This window comes from Nocardia sp. NPDC056541, from assembly GCF_042794235.1.
GTDB lineage: Bacteria > Actinomycetota > Actinomycetes > Mycobacteriales > Mycobacteriaceae > Nocardia.
Window position 1 is genome coordinate 265,085 of the sequence record NZ_JBHTUD010000009.1, and the last position, 19,478, is coordinate 284,562.

17 protein-coding genes are annotated in these 19,478 nt (G+C 68.0%); 5 read left to right on the top strand and 12 right to left on the bottom strand.

Going from position 1 to position 19,478, the window contains the following annotated elements:
* Positions 1-17 precede the first annotated feature (17 nt).
* Complete coding sequence (locus ACFQ9R_RS18190; RefSeq protein WP_378991915.1) at positions 18-608, bottom strand: TetR/AcrR family transcriptional regulator; 591 nt, start codon at positions 606-608, stop codon at positions 18-20.
* Between the two features lie 61 nt (positions 609-669).
* Between ACFQ9R_RS18190 and ACFQ9R_RS18195 the strand changes: the two genes are divergently transcribed.
* Together ACFQ9R_RS18195 and ACFQ9R_RS18200 are read left to right on the top strand one after the other, a co-directional pair.
* Positions 670-2,157 carry an ABC-F family ATP-binding cassette domain-containing protein gene (locus ACFQ9R_RS18195; RefSeq protein WP_378991916.1) on the top strand — a complete coding sequence of 496 codons (1,488 nt, stop codon included), beginning with the start codon at positions 670-672 and terminating at the stop codon, positions 2,155-2,157.
* Entirely contained in the window at positions 2,150-2,995 is an 846-nt protein-coding gene (locus tag ACFQ9R_RS18200; protein WP_378992054.1) for a virginiamycin B lyase, read from the top strand. The genes ACFQ9R_RS18195 and ACFQ9R_RS18200 overlap by 8 nt, the downstream gene beginning before the upstream one ends.
* A gap of 19 nt (positions 2,996-3,014) precedes the next feature.
* On the opposite strand, the gene ACFQ9R_RS18205 is transcribed toward ACFQ9R_RS18200, so the two are convergent.
* From ACFQ9R_RS18205 to ACFQ9R_RS18245, 9 genes are all read right to left on the bottom strand, one after another.
* The gene (locus ACFQ9R_RS18205; protein ID WP_378991917.1) at positions 3,015-4,682 is read right to left on the bottom strand and encodes a VWA domain-containing protein; all 1,668 of its coding nucleotides are present in this window, start codon (positions 4,680-4,682) and stop codon (positions 3,015-3,017) included.
* Positions 4,683-4,858: 176 nt separating this feature from the next.
* The gene (locus tag ACFQ9R_RS18210) at positions 4,859-5,113 is read right to left on the bottom strand and encodes a WhiB family transcriptional regulator (RefSeq protein ID WP_378991918.1); all 255 of its coding nucleotides are present in this window, start codon (positions 5,111-5,113) and stop codon (positions 4,859-4,861) included.
* Positions 5,110-5,652, bottom strand: a complete 543-nt coding sequence (locus tag ACFQ9R_RS18215; RefSeq protein WP_378991919.1) for an HNH endonuclease — start codon at positions 5,650-5,652, stop codon at positions 5,110-5,112. Before ACFQ9R_RS18215 ends, ACFQ9R_RS18210 begins: the two co-directional genes overlap by 4 nt.
* 59 nt (positions 5,653-5,711) lie before the next feature.
* On the bottom strand, positions 5,712-5,942 hold the full coding sequence (locus tag ACFQ9R_RS18220) for a hypothetical protein (RefSeq protein ID WP_378991921.1): 231 nt from the start codon (positions 5,940-5,942) through the stop codon (positions 5,712-5,714).
* 40 nt (positions 5,943-5,982) lie between these two features.
* On the bottom strand, positions 5,983-7,536 hold the full coding sequence (locus ACFQ9R_RS18225) for a GMC family oxidoreductase (RefSeq protein ID WP_378991922.1): 1,554 nt from the start codon (positions 7,534-7,536) through the stop codon (positions 5,983-5,985).
* Entirely contained in the window at positions 7,533-9,047 is a 1,515-nt protein-coding gene (locus tag ACFQ9R_RS18230; RefSeq protein WP_378991923.1) for an aldehyde dehydrogenase family protein, read from the bottom strand. Before ACFQ9R_RS18230 ends, ACFQ9R_RS18225 begins: the two co-directional genes overlap by 4 nt.
* Positions 9,048-9,057: 10 nt before the next feature.
* Positions 9,058-11,211: a choline BCCT transporter BetT gene (gene betT / locus ACFQ9R_RS18235; RefSeq protein WP_378991924.1), complete on the bottom strand. Its 2,154-nt coding sequence runs from the start codon at positions 11,209-11,211 to the stop codon at positions 9,058-9,060.
* A 42-nt stretch (positions 11,212-11,253) separates the two neighbouring features.
* Positions 11,254-12,543 (bottom strand): acyl-CoA dehydrogenase family protein, encoded by a 1,290-nt coding sequence (locus ACFQ9R_RS18240; RefSeq protein WP_378991925.1) that lies wholly within the window; start codon positions 12,541-12,543, stop codon positions 11,254-11,256.
* Between the two features lie 2 nt (positions 12,544-12,545).
* On the bottom strand, positions 12,546-13,187 hold the full coding sequence (locus ACFQ9R_RS18245) for a TetR/AcrR family transcriptional regulator (RefSeq protein WP_378991926.1): 642 nt from the start codon (positions 13,185-13,187) through the stop codon (positions 12,546-12,548).
* A gap of 234 nt (positions 13,188-13,421) precedes the next feature.
* Here ACFQ9R_RS18245 and ACFQ9R_RS18250 point away from each other — a divergent pair, with 234 nt between their 5' ends.
* A complete protein-coding gene (locus ACFQ9R_RS18250; protein ID WP_378991927.1) occupies positions 13,422-15,599 on the top strand; it encodes a malate synthase G in 2,178 nt (725 codons plus the stop codon).
* A 374-nt stretch (positions 15,600-15,973) separates the two neighbouring features.
* Here ACFQ9R_RS18250 and ACFQ9R_RS18255 read toward each other — a convergent pair whose 3' ends face one another.
* Both ACFQ9R_RS18255 and ACFQ9R_RS18260 read right to left on the bottom strand, forming a co-directional pair.
* Positions 15,974-16,741, bottom strand: a complete 768-nt coding sequence (locus tag ACFQ9R_RS18255) for a hypothetical protein (RefSeq protein WP_378991929.1) — start codon at positions 16,739-16,741, stop codon at positions 15,974-15,976.
* The gene (locus ACFQ9R_RS18260; protein WP_378991930.1) at positions 16,738-18,027 is read right to left on the bottom strand and encodes a hypothetical protein; all 1,290 of its coding nucleotides are present in this window, start codon (positions 18,025-18,027) and stop codon (positions 16,738-16,740) included. Before ACFQ9R_RS18260 ends, ACFQ9R_RS18255 begins: the two co-directional genes overlap by 4 nt.
* A gap of 159 nt (positions 18,028-18,186) precedes the next feature.
* Here ACFQ9R_RS18260 and ACFQ9R_RS18265 point away from each other — a divergent pair, with 159 nt between their 5' ends.
* Together ACFQ9R_RS18265 and ACFQ9R_RS18270 are read left to right on the top strand one after the other, a co-directional pair.
* Positions 18,187-18,477 carry a DUF6285 domain-containing protein gene (locus tag ACFQ9R_RS18265; protein WP_378991931.1) on the top strand — a complete coding sequence of 97 codons (291 nt, stop codon included), beginning with the start codon at positions 18,187-18,189 and terminating at the stop codon, positions 18,475-18,477.
* Positions 18,474-19,478 carry a phosphotransferase family protein gene (locus tag ACFQ9R_RS18270; RefSeq protein WP_378991932.1) on the top strand — a complete coding sequence of 335 codons (1,005 nt, stop codon included), beginning with the start codon at positions 18,474-18,476 and terminating at the stop codon, positions 19,476-19,478. Before ACFQ9R_RS18265 ends, ACFQ9R_RS18270 begins: the two co-directional genes overlap by 4 nt.

Here is a 19,478-nt window from a genome sequence, read left to right on the forward strand (position 1 = left end):
CTGTCGCGCAAGCTGATTCAGGTGCCGATCGGTGTTCTCGCCAGCGCGGCGGCCACGTCGGCGGCTCGGCGCGCCTGGTCGGCAGTGACGGGTTCGTGGGTGATGAACAGCCGGTGGAACAGTGGTGCGACCGCGAGCCGGATGATCTCGGCGGCATCGACCTCCGGGTCGACTTCACCGCGCGCGACCGCCCGCGCCACGATCGCCGCCGCCTCGTCGTGTCTCGCCGCGTAGAAGCCGCGCAGCGCGTCGGCGGCCTCGGGATGTTGCATCCCTGCTGCGATGAAAGCTGTTGCCAGCGAGCCTGATTCGGGATCGGTGAAGCCCTGTCGGAGCAATTCGGTCAGCGCACGGAGATCTCCGGTGAGGGTGCCCGTATCGGGGATCGGCCATGGCTGTTGCGAGGCGCGCTCGAGCGCGTCGGCGACGAGCCCCTCCGGGCCGCGCCAGCGCCGATAGACGGTGGTCTTGTGCACTCCGGCGCGCTGAGCGACAGCTTCCATGCTCAGGTCCTGGTAGCCCCGCTCGGCGAGTTCGTCCGCCGTCGCGTCGAGAACGGCTTCCCGGACTCGGGCGCTGCGTCCGCCGGGGCGTCGTTGTGGTTCCAAAAACAACTCCTGTTGCGTTAGCTGTCGCGGTTTTGTACTGTTAAAGCTACACGAGTAGCGATTGGAGCACTGTTTGACCACTCAACTGTCCCTGCGCGGAGTCTCGAAGTCCTATGCGGACCGGCCCGTGCTCGACACCATCTCGGCCTCGATCCGGCCCGGTGAACGCGTCGGCATCGTCGGCGAGAACGGCGCAGGCAAATCGACCCTGCTCTACCTGCTCGCCGGGCTCGCTCGACCCGACGCGGGCACGATCACCGTCACCGCCGAGGGCGGGATCGGCCACCTCGCGCAAACACTGCCCGGCGACACAGTCGGTGCGGCCATCGAACTGGCGCTGGCCGAACTGCGCGAACTCGAGGCGGGCATGCAAGCCGCCGCCGAAGCGCAGGACATGGACCGCTACGGCGCGCTGCTCGCCCGTTTCGAGGCGCGCGACGGCTACGCCGCCGATGCCAGGGTGGACGCGTCGATGCACGGACTCGGAGTGGCGGGTATCGGCCGTGACCGACCCCTCGACAGCCTGTCCGGCGGCGAACGGGCCCGCCTCGGGCTGGCCTGCCTGCTCGCTGCCTCGCCGGAGGTGCTCCTGCTCGACGAACCGACCAACCACCTCGACGACGCCGCGCTCACCTGGCTGGAACACCGCCTGCGCACCCATCAGGGCACAGTCGTGCTGGTCTCGCACGACCGGACCTTCCTCGATCGGGTGGTCACCGCGGTGCTCGAGGTCGCCGACGGCGCGTTGACCCGCTTCGGCGGCGGCTACACCGGATTCCTGACGGCGAAGGCGGCCGCACGCATTCGCTGGGAACAGGCCTATGCGCAGTGGCGCAGCGAGATCGGGCGGCTCGAGGAGTTCGCCACGAGCACTGCCCAGCAGGTCGCGCGGGGTCGCGCGATGACCGACAACAACAAGATGGCCTACGACCGCAATGCCGGGCGGGTGCAGAGCTCGGTCGCGTCGCGGGTGCGCAATACGGCCGAGCGCCTGCGCCGGCTGCGCGAGGATCCGGTGCCGCGACCACCCGAACCGTTGCGGTTCCGCGGCCGATTCGCGGCAGGCAGCGGCGTGGAGTTCCACCTCGGCGCGCTGACGCTCGGCCCGCGCGAGCGGCTGCTGATCCACGGACCCAACGGTTCGGGCAAATCGACACTGCTCGACGCGATCCACGCGGCAGCACCGGGACGCATCGGCTACCTGCGCCAGGACGAGCGCTTCGATCCGGCCCGAAGTGTCACCGACACCTACGGATTCGGGCGCGATTCATTGCTGGCGACAGGGCTGTTCGCCCCCGAACTGCTCGATCGTGAGGTCGGTACCCTCTCGGAAGGTCAGCGGCGCAGGCTCGCGCTGGCCGGTGTGCTCGCCGGTGAACACGACCTGTTGCTGTTGGACGAGCCGACCAACCACCTGTCGCTGACCTTGGTCGAGGAAGTCGAACGCGCGCTGAGCGAGTATCGGGGTGCGGTGGTCGTGGTGTCGCACGACCGGGCGCTGCGCCGCCGTTTCCGCGGAATACAGAAGGGAATTGAGGATTTTGGCTGAGATCGTGCAAGTGATCGACGTGCCCGGCGCTCCGTACGGGATCACTGTCGGGCCCGACGGGGCGCTGTGGTTCACGCTGGTGACGCAGGGTGTGATCGGACGTTGCGCGGAGGGGATCGTGCGGTCCTATCCGCTCGAGCAGTCCGACGGGCAACCGACGGTGATCGTCGCCGGTTCCGATAATGACCTGTGGTTCACCGAGTTCCAGGGTGGTCGGCTCGGACGGATCACCGTCGACGGTGTGGTAACGAGCCTGTCCGTGGAAGGTCCCTACGGTGCGTGCGCCGGGCCGGACGGAGCGCTCTGGTTCACCGAATTACAGGCGGGTCGGGTCGGGCGGCTGGCCGCGGACGGCAACCTCACCCGCGTCGAGGTCGACGGTATGCCCTCGATGATCACGCCCGGGCCCGATGGGGCGCTGTGGCTCACGCTGAACCAGGGCAATGCGATCGCCCGCGTCGACACCGACCTCGCGCTGCGCGTCTACCCGATCCCCACGCCCGCGGCCGCACCGGTCGGCATCACCGCGGGCCCCGACGACGCACTGTGGTTCACCGAAATCGGCGCGGGTGCGATCGGGCGCATCGACCTCGACGGCACCGTCGCCGAATTCGCGCTCCCGGCGACCGACGCCCGCCCGCACGCGATCGTGGCAGGCCCCGATGGTGCGCTGTGGTTCACCGAGTGGGCGAGCTGCCGTCTCGGCCGGATCACCACCGACGGCACGATCACTCATCTCGACCTACCGGGCGCCGAACCGCACGGACTCACCGTCGACGCTGCCGGTGACCTCTGGGTAGCGATGGAATCCGGTGCACTGGTGCGGGTTTCCCTGTAGCGGCCGCCGTGCCGGTGACCTACGGCGTGGTCAGCGCCTTGACGACCGCGGTGCCGAAACCGAGGTCGTTGCTCGTCGGCATGCGGGTGTAGGTCCCGCCGGTCTGGTCGGCGAGGGTCTGCAGGGTTTGGGTGCCCTGGCCGCCGACCACGACGATGTCGATGCGAATGGGCTTGCCCGACTTGGTCGCCGCGGTGATCTCGTCGACCAGCGCGGTGCCGGTCAGCGTCGAATCGTCGTCGGGACCGTCGGTGATCAGCAGAATCGAATTCGTGCGACCGGGGGAGTAACCGGCCACCGCCGCGCGGTAGGCGGCGAGCAGGCTGGGGTAGGCCTGATCCGCGGCGAGCTGGCTCGGCTTCACCGCGGTGATCGCCGAGCCGACCGCATTGCGCTGGGAATCGGTGAGCAGCTCGGTGGCCGCCTGCACCTTGTACGGAGTGGTGCCGTCGAGGTTCTTGCCGAACGTCCACAGGCCGAGCCCGAAGTCGGGCGGCATCACCTGCAGGGTGGAGGCGACCGCGGCAATCGCGTTCGACAGCCGGGTGGTCGAGCCCTCGGCGGTACCCATCGACGACGACACGTCGAGCAGGACCGTCGCGTTCACCCCGAGCACCGGGTTGGCCAGCGTCGACTGCACCTTCTCCAGTGCCGCGCGCGGCGGATTCGCCGGTGCCGAACCGATGGCGGGCCCGAAGCCCTCGGTGGCGAGCGCACCCGCCTGCTCCGGGGCCCGCAGGAAGTCGATGAATCGTGACGCGATCAGATTCTGGGTCTTGTCGACCCACGGACCCGACATCAGCGCGGCGGGATAATCGGCCAGCGGCGCGCTGCCGACCGGCCGGAACGCGGTGAGTCCGCCGGTGCCGAGCTGCTGCTGGGTCGCGGCGACCGCGTGCACATCGTCGTCGAGGGGATTCGCGCTGATCTCCGACATGGCGGTCATCAGGTCGGCCGGTGCCTGCGCGCCGGCGGCGAGCCCGGAGATCGCGGCGACGACCTGACCCGACTTGGCGGCCTGCTCGGTCAACGGTTCGGTGCCCGAGATCGCCGCGCCGATGGACGCGGCGGCGGCGGTCGTGGCGTCACCGGCGGGCAGTGCCATGCTCAGCCCACCCCAGCCGGACAGGCCGACCTCGTCGAGTGAGCCCTGCTGCAGTCGTGGCAGGTCGGCCCAGGAGATCTGGTGCTGTTCGAGCGCTTGACGCAGGGCATCGGGCACGGCGAGCACGATCGGGCTGGTGGCGATCGAGGCGGGTGTGCCCTCGATCAGACCCGGCACCCGAACCAGCTCGATCGACCGGCTCGAATCGGCGATCCACAGCCCCGGCTGCGGACCGAGACCCGGATCCCATTTCGTGGTGTCGGCGAGACCGGCGACCAGCGCGCTCGACGGGCGGGCCGACACCTTCACCTGCGCGCAGTGGTCGCGCACCCGAGGCTTGGTCGCGTTGAACCGGTCGGCCGCGGCACGCACCGGGCCCGAGATCGCCGGATCGACGGTGACGTCGAGCTGTGAGGCCCCCTCGACGCACTCGGCGGCGGCCGCGACATCGGTGGTCGCCGCACGATCACTGAGCTGGACCCAGGCGAAGACGGCGACGATCACCAGCACGATTGCCGATGCCGCGATAACCGGACCCTTGCTGATACTTCGAGAACTGGTCCCGTTGCGATGCGTACCCACGCGGCAAGTTTAAGGACACCGCGCGCAACCGCAGCACAGCGCATACCGGTGCGCATCGCCGCAGGTCACAGCAGGTGGCAAGAGTGGTCAGCCTCGGTCGAGGCAGCGCATGCAACCGTGCAGTGCGTGCCGGACGCGCAGAGCCGGGTGCCACAGCGGACACCCGGCGCTGCCGGTCACGCGCGAATCACGCGGCCGCGATCGTATTCACGACCACCCCACACCCCTGACTGACCCGTCTGTGCCGCGTACTCCGCGCACCCCGCGAGCAACGGGCACCCGGCGCAGATCTTGCGGGCGTAGTCGAAGTCCTGCGACGGGTAGGGAAACCACGCCTCGTGGTTGGGGTCACCACGGCAGGCGGCGCGGTGCCATTGCCCCGAATCGGACAGGGTCAGCAGTTCGGTCAGTGCGAGGTCGGTGGTGGTCACGGCGCGTACTCCTTCCAGATCCGGCGCTGCTTGCGAGCGAGCGGGTCGGGAGCCTTGGGCTCCCACAGCAGCCGCATCCCCGCCTCTTCCGGGGTGCGGTCGGCCTTGCCTGAATTGCACGGTGCGCAACAGGCGACGAGATTGCCCCAGGTGTTCGGTCCGCCCCGGCTGCGGGGGCGGATGTGGTCGACGGTGTGCGCCCAGTCGGCGCAGTAGCCGCAGCGGTGCTTGTCGCGACGCAACACGCCGGCCAGGGTGGCGCGGCTGTCGTCACCGATCGGCGTGACGTGCGCCAGGTAGACGTAGCGCACCAGCCGGATCGTCTCGGGCAACGCGATGACCAGATGCTGCGAGCGGATCGGGAACCGGGGTGCCCGCTCGATCACGGTCTCGGCGGCGCCGCTGATCAGCAAGGTCACGGCCCGATCGGCGGTGATCTCGTCGAGGGCCTCGTAGCTGGCATTGAGCACGAGCACCCTCGTGTGTATCCAGGTGTCGGGAGCGGGCGCCGTCGGGTCGACGGCATGACGAATCAGCATGGGAATCACCATGTTTCGAGAGAGGTGTGAACGTCGGGAGCGGAGGCGGGTCGGGCCGGTCAGGCCACGATCAGGAAACGGCCGGAGCCATCGATATCCAGGCGCATCGCGCGATGGACCGAACTCGCGCGGCGAAAGGTCTTATCCGATTCTCGCTGTGGCGCTTGCTGTTTCACGGCCGTCTCCTCCTCTCGATGCTGCTCGTCGGTTCCTCGCCCGATGCGAATCACCTGCGTGAAATCATGGTGGCACACCGTGTCCGAAATGTCGGCTGATTTATTTCGGGGCACAGAGTTCTGCTGCGCGGGGACGGGCCGGTCCTCGGCTGACCTACGTCCGATCGGCGGCGACCAGTTCGGCGCAGCGTTCGCCGACGAGCATCACGGTGATATTCGGATTGACCGTGGTGTGCGCGGGGAACACCGAAGCGTCGGCGACACGCAGACCCTCGACGCCCTTGACCCGCAGCTCGGGGTCGAGGGGACTCATCGGGTCGTCGACCGCGCCCATGCGGACCGTGCCGACGGGGTGGTAGACGGTGTTATGGGTTCGGCGGACGTAATCGGCGAGTTCGGCGTCGGTCTGCGCCTCCGGCCCCGGATACAGCTCACGCGCCACCCAATCCGACAGCGGTGCGGTCGCGGCGATCTCGCGTGCCTTGCGCAGACCGGCGATCATCACGCGCATATCGTGACCGTCGGGGTCGGTGAAGTAGCGCGGGTCGACCTTCGGCTTGTCCCGGAAATCGCGCGAGCGCAAGCGCACCGTGCCGCGTGAGCGGGCATGGGTGACGTTCGGCGTCAGGCAGAAGGTGTTCTCGGCGGTCGGATACCCCTGCCGCAGTGTGTGCATGTCGAAAGGCACACTGCCGTAGTGCATCATCAGGTCCGGCCGGTCGAGGCCGTCCTCGGTCGGGGTGAAGATACCCGCTTCCCACCACTGGGTGGAGCTGTCCACCATCGGTCGCGTCGTCTCGAAACCGATCACACCCTCCGGATGGTCCTGCAGGTTCGCGCCGACACCGGGCGAGTCGACGATCACCTCGATGCCGTTCTCGCGCAGGTGAACTGTAGGCCCGATGCCCGAGAGCATGAGCAGCTTCGGCGAGTCGATGGCGCCGGCGGAGACGATCACCTCACGGTTCGCCGTGATCCGGGTGGTCCGACCGAACGCGTTGTCGGTGATGTCGACCCCGACGGCCCGCCCGTTCTCGATCACGATCTTCTTGGCCCACGCGCCGGTCCGGATGGTGAGGTTCGGCCGGTCGAGATGAGGATGCAGATAGCTCACCGACGACGACGAGCGCGTTCCGTCGGTTCGCCGGTTGATCTGAAAGAAGTTGGCGCCGTTGACGACTGTGCGTCCCGCGTTGAACTCGGCGCGCGGGATACCGACCGCCTCGCAGGCGTCGAGCAAGGCGACACCGCACGGATCGTGCGGCGGCACCGTCATGATGTGCACCGGGCCGCCGCGGCCGTGGTGCTCGCCGGGGGCGTCGTTGGTCTCGATCCGCGGGTACAGCCGATACACCGAGTCCGCACCCCACCCGGTGGCGCCGTGCTCGCGTTCCCAGGAATCCAGGTCCTCGCGCGGAGCCCAGAACGCGATGCAGCTGTTGTGCGAGGAGCAGCCACCGAGCACCTTGGCGCGGGCGTGGCGCATGAACGAATTGCCGTTCTCCTGCGGCTCGATCGGGTAGTCCCAGTCGTAGCCCGATTCCAGTAGCTCCATCCAGCGATCGAGTCGCAGGACGGCCGGGTCGTCGACATCGGACGGTCCCGCCTCGAGCAGACAGACGGTCACCGACGGGTCTTCCGACAATCGTGCCGCGACGGCCGCTCCCGCGGAACCGCCGCCGACGATCACGTAATCGTATGTGGTCACCGCTGTTCCTCCCGATCGGCGAACCAGCCGGTGACGCCCGGCCGGAGATTCTCGTAGACGTGCTTGGCCTCGCGATACTCGTGCAGGCCGGACGGACCGAGCTCGCGCCCGACACCCGAGCGGCCGAAACCGCCCCACTCGGCCTGCGGCAGGTACGGCCCGAAGTCGTTGACCCACACCGTGCCGTGCCGCAGCCGGGCGGCGACGCGGCGGGCGCGTGCGGCGTCACCGGACCAGACCGCGCCCGCGAGCCCGTATTCGGTGTCGTTGGCGATGGCGACGGCCTCGTCTTCGGTGGTGAAGGTCTCCACGGTCACGGTGGGCCCGAACGCCTCGTCGTGCACACACGCCATCGCGCGGGTGGCGTCGTCGATGACGGTCGGCAGGTAGAACCACCCGTTGTCGAGGTTTCCGGAGCCTCGGTCGCCGGTGGCGAACGCGCCACCGGTGCGGATGACGGCACCCTCGGCGCGGGCCTGCTCGACATAGGCGTTCACCTTGTCGCGGTGGGCGGCCGAGATCAGCGGCCCGGTTTCGGTCCCCTCGACGAAGGGCAAGCCGAGCCGGATCTGCTCTGCGCGGCGCACCAACTCGTCGACGAAACGGTCGTGGGCCGATTCCTCGACGACCAGGCGCGCGCCCGCCGAACACACTTGACCGGAGTGCAGGAAGGCCGCGTTCAGTGCGTTGTCGACGCTGGCGGCCAGCCGTTCGTCGGTGTCGCAGGCGTCGGCGAAGACGACATTCGGGTTCTTGCCGCCCAGCTCGAGTGCCACCTTCTTGACCGTGGCGGCCGCCTCGCGCGCGATGATCTTGCCGGTGGCGAGCCCGCCGGTGAACGAGACCAGGTCGACATCGGGATGTTCGGACAGCGGCGCACCCGCGGTGGCGCCCGCGCCGAGCACGAGATTGGCCACCCCGGCGGGCACGCCGAGGTCATCGAGCACCGACATCAGCAGAATCGCGGTGTGGGGAGTCAGTTCAGCCGGTTTGAGCACGAACGTATTGCCTGCCGCCAGCGCTGGGGCGACTTTCCAGGCCGCCTGCAACAGCGGGTAGTTCCACGGCGTGATCAACCCGCAGACCCCGACCGGTTCGTAGACGATGCGGGAGTCGATGTCAGGGGAGCCCGCGTCGACGATCCGGCCCGCGTCGTCGGCGGCGAGCTTGCCGAAATACCGGAAGCAGTTCGCGATGTCGGACATGTCGATGTCGGACTCGTAGGGGCGCTTGCCGGTGTCGAGGGTCTCGGCGCGCACGAACTCGTCTCGTCGCGCGTCGATCGCGTCGGCGACCCGCAGCAGCAGGTCGCCCCGCTCGGCGGCGCCGGTGCGGCGCCACGGGCCTTCGTCGAAGGCCCGCCGGGCCGCGGTGATCGCGGCGACCGTGTCGTCGCGGCCGGCCTCGGCGACGACCCCGACGAGGGAATCGTCTGCCGGGCAGCGGATTTCGCGCGTCTGCCCGGACGCTGACGGTCGCCAGGAACCGTCGATATAGAGAGTGTCGCTCATGCTGATCCCTTCACAGTTCGCGGTCGGTGCTGTCGACGTCGCCGGATTCGGGCTCGTGGTGATCGCTCGCCGCGCGGCGCAGGTGCAGATAGCCGAGGTGGCGTTCGTACTGGTCGAGAATGTCACCGATGATCTGCTCGCGGCTGTAGCCGTTGAGCGAGTAGCCCTGTGACCCCTCGGCCAGGTAGACCTCGCAGCGGAAGTAGCGATCCCCGGACCGTTGCGCGAGCACGGCGTAGGTCGGGGCCGGTGCCGAGACCGGCCAGATGCCGTACTCGAACCGGGGCTCACTGGCCTGATCGACCAGCAGGCGCGGGGACGGCAGACCCTCGTTGGACTGGGAATCGTCGATGGTCGCCGTCATACCCATGTGCTCGAACTCCGCGGCGACATCGTGCATCGCCGGATCGACGGTGCCGCTGATGAATTTGCGGGTGGCCGCGGGCCCCGGGTAGTTGATGGTCGAGAGCAACCGGCGACGCCAACTGCTGAGTTCGGCCGGTCCACGGCCCGCGGCGAAAGCCTTGGGCAACGAGGTGCGGTAGCTGTCGAGTTTGAACGACTCGTTGCGGACAGCGCGCAGCAGCGCGATGCCGATCAGCGCCAACACGAACGAGAACGGCAACCCCATGATGATGGTGGCATTCTGCAGGGTCGTGATGGACCCGCCCGCACCGGCGAACAGCATCGACAGGGTGAGCACGCCGATCGCGGCCGACCAGAAGATGCGGGTGCCGGTGGCGCAGTCGGCCATCGGATCGGGCAGCTTCGAGGTGAAATTGCCCATGACCAGCGACCCGGAATCGGCGGTGGTCACATAGAAGAGCAACCCGGTGATGGTCGCGACGCCGAGTAACAGCGTCGCGCCGGGATATTTCTCGAGCAGCGAGTAGAAGCCGAGTTCGGCTCGGTCCGCGGTCTTCTCGGCGAAGGCTCGGTCGTCCCTGGCGACCTCGAGCGCGCTGTTGCCGAAGATCGAGATCCACATCAGGGTGAAGCTGAACGGCACGACGAGCACGCCGAAGATGAACTCGCGCAGCGTGCGTCCACGCGAGATGCGCGCGAGGAACAGGCCGACGAACGGTGCCCAGGCCACCCACCACGCCCAGAAGAACAACGTCCAGCTGTCGAGCCAGGTCGACGGCGCGTTCGCCGTCTCGGGGTTGCGCTCCCACGCGAAAGTGTCGAGGGTCCGGTCGGGGAAGGTCGACAGGTAGTCGCCCGCGTTCTGGGCCAGGCCGTTGAGCAGGAAATCGGTGTTGCCCGCCACCAGGATGTAGATCAGCAGCGCGATCGCCATGATGACATTGAGCTCCGACAATCGCCGGATGCCCTTGTCGACGCCGGTGGTAGCGGAGATCGTGGTGATGGCCACCGACAGTGCGATCAGCCCGATCTGGGCGGCCTTGCCCTGGGGGATCCCGAACATCTGGTGCAGTCCGTAATTGAGCTGGACGATGCCGATGCCCAGCGAGGTGGCGATGCCGAAGATGGTGCCGAGCACCGCGGCCACGTCGATCGCGTCGCCCCACCGGCCGTGTACGCGCTTGCCGAAGATCGGATAGAGCGCGGCACGGATCGTCAGCGGCAGGTTGTGGCGGAACGCGAAGTAGGCGAGTGCACCGCCCATCAGCGCGTACATCGCCCAACCGGTGATGCCGTAGTGGAAGATCGTCCAGGCCACCGCGTTGCGGGCCGTTTCGTTGGTGCCCGGCTCACCCAGCGGGGGACGCAGGTAGTTGTAGACGGGCTCGGCGACCGAGAAGAACATCAGGTCGATGCCGATACCCGCCGCGAACAGCATCGACGTCCAGGAGAACAGGCTGTACTCCGGCCGTGACTCCTCCGGTCCCAGCCGGTAGCGGCCGTACCGGCTGGCGCCGAGGAAAACGACGAGGCCGAGGATGGCCGTGGCGAGCACGAAGTACCACCACCCGAACCAGGTGGTGGTGAACGTCTTGACCTCGCCGACGATGGTCTCGGCGCTCGACGGTGAGGCCAGTGCCCAGATCCCGAAGGCCAGCACGGTGCCCGCGGCGATGAGGAACACCGGCTTGTTGACCGAACGACGATTCGCGACCGGATGTGCCGGGACCGCTTCGTCCTCGGTCCCGGCAGGTGATCGTTGCGTGCCGTTGTCCCCGGGATTGCTGACACCACCCATGCGAGGCAGGCTAGTTCGTGCCTACCCCGCGATCGGGGACCTTCAGTGGTTGCCGACCTCGTGTTCGAGCCTGCGCGCCACCAGATCGCGGGCTTGTTCGCGCAGCGCCGGCCGGTAGCCACTCGGATACACCGGATCTCCCGGCGCGTAGTTCTTGAGCACTTCCTTGGCGAGGGTGATCTTGTGCACCTCGGTCGGGCCGTCGGCGATGGCCATGACCTCGGCGTAGGTGGTCATGTCGAGGAAGGGCAGGTCGGTGCTCACGCCCATCGCGCCGTGTAGATGCAGTGCGCGGCGGGCGATGTCGTTCATGACGGTCGGCATGGCGATCTTGATGGCGGCGATGTCCTTGCGGACGGCGCGATAATCCTGGGCCTGGTCGATGCGCCACGCGGTGCGCAGGACCAGCAGGCGGAACTGCTCCATCTGGATCCAGCTGTCGGCGATGCGTTCCTGGGTCATCTGGAAGCCGCCGACGACACCTTTGCGGGCCGGGCGCGACACCGCGCGCTCACACATCATGTCGAAGGCCTTGCGTACCAACGCGACCGTGCGCATCGCGTGATGCACGCGTCCGCCGCCGAGCCGGGTCTGCGCGACGATGAACCCCGCGCTTTCCGCGCCGAGCAGATGATCGGCGGGCACCCGGACATCGGTGAATCGCAGATGCCCTTCGTGTTCGCTGAACCCGGGCACGGTGAAGTTGCGCACCAGCTCGAGCCCGGGCGCATCGGCGGGCACGATGAACATCGACAACCGCTGGTGCGGTTCGGCTTCGGGGTCGGTCACGACCATCACGATGTGGAAGGTGGCGAATTCGGCGGCGGAGTTGAACCACTTCTCGCCGTTGATGACCCATTCGTCACCGTCGCGCACCGCGGTGGTGCGGAACGCGGTCGGGTCGGAGCCGCCGGTGGGCTCGGTCATCGCGTAGCAGGAGCCGATCTCGCCGTCGAGCAACGGCTGCAGGTACTTCGCCTTCTGCTCCTCGGTGCCGAAGTGCGCCAGGATCTCGGCATTGCCCGAATCCGGTGCCTGACAACCGAACACGAGCGGCGCCCACATCGAGGTACCGAGCACTTCGTTGAGCAGTGCCAGCTTGAGCTGGCCGAAACCGGGACCACCGAGCTCGGGACCGAGATGGCAGGCCCACAGGCCCTGATCCTTGACCTGCTGCTGCAGCGGCCGCATCAGCGCCCGGATCTCGGGGTCGGCGCGGTCGTAGGGGTTGGGGTAGAGCAGATCCAGGGGCTCGACCTCGGTGCGAACGAACTCCGCTACCCAGTCGAGTTTGCGCTGGTACTCCGGATCGGTCTCGAAATCCCAAGCCATGGTCAGCCTTTCGTGTTGTCGCCCGTGGCGCGCAGCCCGGACAGGACGGTGTCGGTGAGGATGTCGGCGATCTCGGCGGGGGAATGGGAGCCGCGCTCGCGGTACCAGTAGCCCAGGGAGTTGAGCATGCCGAGCATGCCGTTGGTGACGATGTGGTCGGCGGTGCGTAGTTGACCGGCCGCGTGGCCCGCGTCGATCACGTCTTGCCAGTGGCGCTGCAGCCGATCGCGCAGTTGCTGGAGCACGACCGCGTGTTCGTGGGTGAGTGCGTCGGCGTCACGCAGGTGCACGGCCACCGCGCGCCGATGGGTGACGATCAGCTCGACGTGACTGCGAATCAGCAGGCGCAGGGTCTCGACGGGGTCGGTGCCGGCCTCGATGATGCGTTCGGCGTCGGCGAGCAGCAGCCGGGTGTAGTCGCGCAGGATCGCCCACAGCAGGTCTTCCTTGGAACCGATGTGGTAGTACAGCGCACCCCGCTGGACGTCGGCTCTCGCGCCGATCTCGGCCACACCCGTGGCGTGGAATCCGCGTTCGGCGAACAGCTCGAGCGCGGCGTCGTGGATCCGCTCGCGGGTGTCGGCGCGCTCGGTGGCACGGGGGCGTCCGCGACGGCGCACGGGCGATACCGGTTCGGTGGTCACGGCGCCTCCGTTCGGTCCGGCACGCGACTTAATGTTCCGATCAGTACATTAATTGCCCGCGCACCTACAATCAAGGGGTGACCCGCCGCGCCCATGCCTCCGACCTCGGTGGCTCGGCGTGGCGGAATGGACGGAGGCCGCAGGGCGTTCGAACCCACACGAGGTGTCACCTCTACCCACGGGTAACATGACATCGACTTTTCCCACCCGGTTTTCACCAAAGTGAGGCAGTAGATGACAGAGCGGATTCAGGTCGGCGGGCTCCAGGTGGCGAGCGTTCTTCACGATTTCATCGAGAACGAGGCGCTCCCCGGTACCGGCGTAGATTCCGCCGCGTTCTGGGCCGGCGCCGAGCAGATCATCAACGACCTCGCCCCGCGTAACCGCGCTCTGCTCGCTGAGCGCGACGAGTTCCAGGGCAAGCTCGACGCTTGGCACGGCGAGAACCCGGGCACCGGCTACGACAAGGCCGCCTACAAGCAGTTCCTGACCGAGATCGGCTACCTCAAGCCTGAGCCGGCCGCGTTCCAGATCGCCACCGAAAACGTCGACACCGAGATCGCCACCACCGCGGGCCCGCAGCTCGTGGTGCCGGTGATGAACGCGCGCTTCGCGATCAACGCCGCCAACGCGCGGTGGGGCTCGCTCTACGACGCGCTCTACGGTACCGACGCCATCCCCGAGGCCAACGGCGCGGAGAAGGGCAGCGGCTACAACCGCGTGCGCGGCGACAAGGTCATCGAGTGGGGCCGCAACTTCCTCGACGACGCGGTCACCCTGATCACCGGTTCGCACCTCGGCTCGGCGTACTACAAGATCGTCGACGGCGAGCTCGAGATCGGTCTGGAAGACGGCACCGACATCGGCCTGGCCGATCCGTCGCAGCTCGTCGGCTACCTCGGCGACCCCGAGGCCCCGACCTCGATCCTGCTCAAGCACAACGGGCTGCACATCGAGATCCAGGTCGACGCCACCTCGCCGATCGGCTCCACCGACACCGCCGGTGTCAAGGACATCGTCCTGGAGTCCGCGCTCACCACGATCATGGACTTCGAGGACTCGGTCGCCGCGGTCGACGCCGACGACAAGGTCGTCTGTTACCGCAACTGGCTCGGCCTGATGAAGGGCGACCTGGCCGAGGAAGTCTCCAAGGGCGGCAAGACCTTCACCCGCACCATGAACCCCGACCGCGTGTTCACCGCGCTCGACGGTTCCGAGCTGGTCCTGCACGGTCGTTCGCTGCTGTTCGTGCGCAACGTGGGTCACCTGATGACCTCCGACGCGATCATCGACGCCGAGGGCAACGAGGTCGGCGAGGGCATCCTGGACGGCCTGATCACCTCGCTGATCGCCGTGCACTCGCTCAACGGTGACAACACTCGCCTCAACTCGCGCACCGGCTCGGTCTACATCGTGAAGCCGAAGATGCACGGCCCCGACGAGGCCGCGTTCACCAACGAGCTGTTCGGCCGGATCGAGGACGTCCTCGGCCTGACCCGCAACACCCTCAAGGTCGGCATCATGGACGAGGAGCGCCGCACCACGGTCAACCTCGCCGCGTCGATCGGGGCCGCCAAGGACCGCGTGGTGTTCATCAACACCGGCTTCCTCGACCGCACCGGCGACGAGATCCACACCTCCATGGAGGCCGGGCCGATGGTCCGAAAGGCCGAGATGAAGGCCCAGACCTGGATCACCTCCTACGAGGACTGGAACGTCGACACCGGCCTGGCCAAGGGCCTGCCCGGCAAGGCGCAGATCGGCAAGGGCATGTGGGCCATGCCCGACCTGATGGCGGGCATGCTCGAGCAGAAGATCGGCCACCCCAAGGCCGGCGCCAACACTGCCTGGGTGCCCTCGCCGACCGCTGCCACCCTGCACGCCACCCACTACCACCTGGTGGACGTGTTCAAGCAGCAGTCGCAGATCGCCAAGGGCGGCCCGCGCGCCACCGTCGACCAGATCCTCGAGATCCCCCTCGCCCAGTCCACCGACTGGACCGACGAGGAGAAGCGTCAGGAGCTGGACAACAACTCCCAGGGCATCCTGGGCTACGTGGTCCGCTGGATCGATCACGGTGTCGGCTGCTCCAAGGTGCCCGACATCAACGACATCGGCCTGATGGAAGACCGTGCCACCCTGCGCATCTCGAGCCAGCTGGTCGCCAACTGGCTGCGCCACGGCATCGTCACCGAGGCCGACGTGATCGCCAGCCTCGAGCGGATGGCCCCGGTCGTCGACCGCCAGAACGCGAACGACAAGACCTACCGCCCGCTGGCCCCGAACTTCGATGACAACATCGCGTTCCAGGCCGCCAAGGAACTGGTCCTGGAAGGCACCACGCAGCCCAACGGCTACACCGAGCCGATCCTGCACCGGCGTCGTCGTGAGTTCAAGGCCGCGCAGAAGTAGCGGTGTCGAGTGCATGAAAAGTAGCTCATAGCAGCTCTTTTCGCTTGCGGCCCCGCCTCGGAGATCTCCGAGGCGGGGCCGCTGCCGTCACCGGACATCATCTTGGTTACCGGGTCATCAGCCTCGAAACGGTCAGTGAAGCCCATGTCCGGCACGGGCCCGGCTGGGACCGGTCGGGGTGCCGAGCATCTGGTAGTAAGAGGTATAGATATTCGCATCTGAATATGTTTGCAACTCACGACACGGCGGAGAGGCGCGGCTGTGGGCTGTGAGGCAAGTGGGCTTCGCGATGAATCCGGAGCAGCAGAATCTGCAGTTACCGGCAAGGTCTGGGTAACGACCTGCGAGAAGGTGATATCCAACCGCCTTCGGCCCTACGTGGACCGCGGCAGCCGGTCGTCCGGGACCAAATAGGTGATGCCGAGATCGCGCAGGACGATGCCGGGCTCGCTCGCGTGAACCGGACCGAGTGCCTTCACCAGATCCACCGACGTCAGATGATCGGCCGGGTGAACGCCGTCGGTGGGATGGAAATCGACTGTGGCCGTGGCAGTTCCAGCTGTGGTGGTGGTGACCAGGCGATAGCGCAGCGCAACCGTGCCGGTGTCTCGGGTGCGGATCGAACGGTAAGTGATCCGGTCGCCCAGGGTGTAGACGGCACCGGCCTGCTCGGGAGTGTCGGAGCGTGAGCCGGTGAAGGCGGCGTCGTCCAGTACGCGCAGACCGGAGAAGTAGTAGCCGGGCAACATCTCCTCCGGCACCGTGTTCCACGGATACACGCCGTCGTCGGGCAGCTCGAGCTCCTCGATCAGTTCGATCCTGGTGATCTCCCGCGTCGCGGCGGCGAGCGAGCGGGTGAGCCGCGCCGCGACCGCCGACTGGAAGCCGCCGGTGGCGTGCAGGGTGGACGATCCGTCGCGGCAGGCGTCCCGCACCTCGTCCAGGGGGAGGGCTTCGAGGGGCAGCGCGGTCACCACGTCACGGCCCGCGCCGAGCTGGGCGACAACCGCATCGACATCGGCAGTCAGGTGGATGACCACCGCGGCCGAGGAAGGGGGCGCGACAGCGATATCGGGGTGCGCGGCGATCCGGTCGGCGAGCGGCCCGGCGCCGAGCACTGCGACCAGCAGCGGGGAGGTCATACTGTCTCCAGACGGTATCGAGGGCTCAGGTCGGGCGTCGCGACACCGGCCGGCGCCGCACACAGTTCCGGGATGACGTCGAGCATCGCCTTGACCGAGATGTCGGTGACCGCGGACCAATCGCCCTCGTAGGACTCGTCGTCGAGTTCGTTGCGCATCTCGATCCGGGCGGGGCTGCCGTCCAGCGTGATCACATGCCCACCGGCCAGGCTGCGCGGATGATCCGGCCCGAGGTGGGCGTTGCCCGGGCCGACGTGCCAGCATTCGGCGTTGGTCATGAACAACCGGTCGCCGAGGTAGCCGCGGTAGCTCATGTGGATGGCGCCGACCGTGCCCGGCTCGATCACACTGCCGCCGGCCTGCACCCGGGTCCGCGCCGGCACGGGATAGACATGCCGTTCCACCCGCACCTCCTCGGCGCGGGCGCCGAACAGCGTGTGCGCGACGGTGGCGAGCACCGCGTCGAAGTAGAAGTGCTGCATGAGCGCGATGGCGTGGTCGGAGTCGACCGCGCTGAGCGGCATCCCGAAACCGAGGCTGGCCAGACCGCCCCACATGCCGTCCGGCGCGGCCGAAAGATCACCGACCTCCAGGAATTTCACCTCGCGCACCTCGTCGAGCAGCCCGGCCAGACGCAGCAGCAGTTGCTCCACCATGAGTCCAGGGTGCAGGCCAGTGCCGTGCAGCGATACCCCGCCCCGCAAGCAGGCAGCCTGAAGTCGCTCGCCTGTCGCTCGGCGTGGGATCGCCCGGTCCACCACCGGTGCGGCCAGACGCTCCAGGACCGGACCGGCGAACCGAAGCGGGCCCGAATCTGCCACGCGCATGAGCGTTTTCAGCGCCGACAGCGCCTTGGGCAACTGCGGCCCGAAGGCGCCTCCGGTCACCCGCATCTGCGCGACAGTGCGCAATACCTCCAGCGGCGAACGCGATTCGGACAGCCAGGTGGGCATGGCCGGATTGTGATAGGACGCCGCGGACACCACGTTCTTGCCGGACTCGAGCAGGTCGAGCACATCGGCATCGGCGCCCTGCACCAGAGACGGTGTCGTCGGCGTGTGCACGACGCAATCCGCTTTCAGTGCAAGGATTTCCGCCTTGGACGTGGTCGCCGTGATGCCCACCGGCGCCAGCCCGACCAGTTCGCCGATGTCCTTGCCGTGCTTGTGCGGGCTGAACACCTTGACTCCCACGACCTCGAAATCGGGGGATGCCAGCGCTGTGCGCAGCGCCCGCCCGCCCATATCGCCGGGGCCCCACACGATCAGCCGATACGGACGTGTCACAACCGCCTCCTTGCCGTTGGCGGTATTTCTAACACGCCAAGCCGTGAGATATATAGGCTTTGAGTCTCTTATTGTCTCGTTGCGCGATCTGCCGTAGCTTCACCTTCGAGTCAAAACGCTGAGTTCGTTCACGATGGCGGCAGCGTCAGAGGTGTCACTGTGCAGAATCAACCACCCGCAGCCGAGCTGCTGGAGTCCCTGGCCGAACTACTGGAGAGCACATTGCTGCCGGCCTTGCCACCCGCGCTGCAGCACCGTGCGCGGGTGGGGGCGAATCTGGCCAGGATCGTGCGGCGCGAGATCGATCTCGCGCCGGCGGCGACGCGGCACGAACACGAACTACTCGCCGCGGCCGACGACGAGCGCGCCCTGTGGCAGGCGCTTGTCGAGGTGGTGCGCGCCGACCTGGCGATCGCCAAACCCGGTTACGACAGCTGGGAGGGGCAGTGACCACCGATCTCGTCGCAGGTCTGGCCGAGTTCCTGACCCGGACCTGGGCCGCGCCTACGCGAGTAGACGAGCTGGAGTACCTTTCGGCCGGTGCGCGCCGACGCAATGTCGGCTTCACCGCGCACGTCGAGGGGGAGCGGGCCCGCAAGCTGGTCGCCACGCTCGTGCCTGCCGCCGTGCAGATCATGTCGGTCGAGGATGAGGCGGCGGTGCGTGAGCTGGCGCGCACGCACGGAGTGGCGGTGCCCGCGGTGGTGGCGGTCTGCGCGGATCCGGCCGTGGTGGGCGAGCCGTTCGTTGTCAGCGAGCACGTGGCCGGGGAGACCGTCCCGCGCAGGGTATTACGCCTCATCGCGGCCGCGGGCAACGCCGAGACGGTGGCCCGCGAGTGGGGCGAGGCGATGGGCAGGCTGCACGCCATCGATCCGGCCGCCGCTCCGCGCACCATGTCCGCCGCGGGCGCCGATCCGGCCGCCGCCCTATTCGCCGCGGCCGAGGCGGACGTGCGTGTGCTGGTCGGCGACCGGCCGGTGTTCGAGCTGGCGCTGCGCTGGCTGGAACAGCGGCTCCCTGGCCCGCCGCCGCGCACCGCACTGCTGCATACCGACCTGCGCAACGGCAATATCGTCGTCGTCGCCGACGGTTTGCGGGCCGTGCTGGATTGGGAGGGCGCTCAGCGGTTCGGCGACCCGATGCGTGACGTCGCCTGGCCCGCGCTGCGGATGTGGCGCTTCGGTGCGGACGAACGAGAGTTCGGCGGTTTCGCCGACCGCGCGAGCTTCCTGCGCGGCTACCAGGCCGCGGGCGGTGACTTCGACCTCGACAGATTCCGCTGGTGGAAGGTGATGGGCACGCTGGCCTGGGGCGTCGGCCTGGCCGCCCAGGCCGCCGCGCATGTCGACGGCAGCGTGCGCGACATCGTCATGGCCGCCAGCGGACGTCGTGTTTCGGAAATCGAGTGGGACCTGCTCATGCAGATTCGTCCCGAGGCGAAAGGTTAG

Bases quoted from the DNA above. Each gene is read 5' to 3' on its own strand.
- ACFQ9R_RS18215 (WP_378991919.1), bottom strand. From the start codon at position 5,652: ATGCTGATTCGTCATGCCGTCGACCCGACGGCGCCCGCTCCCGACACC.
- ACFQ9R_RS18230 (WP_378991923.1), bottom strand. From the start codon at position 9,047: ATGAGCGACACTCTCTATATCGACGGTTCCTGGCGACCGTCAGCGTCC.
- betT (WP_378991924.1), bottom strand. From the start codon at position 11,211: ATGGGTGGTGTCAGCAATCCCGGGGACAACGGCACGCAACGATCACCT.
- ACFQ9R_RS18240 (WP_378991925.1), bottom strand. From the start codon at position 12,543: ATGGCTTGGGATTTCGAGACCGATCCGGAGTACCAGCGCAAACTCGAC.
- ACFQ9R_RS18250 (WP_378991927.1), top strand. From the start codon at position 13,422: ATGACAGAGCGGATTCAGGTCGGCGGGCTCCAGGTGGCGAGCGTTCTT.
- ACFQ9R_RS18255 (WP_378991929.1), bottom strand. From the start codon at position 16,741: ATGACCTCCCCGCTGCTGGTCGCAGTGCTCGGCGCCGGGCCGCTCGCC.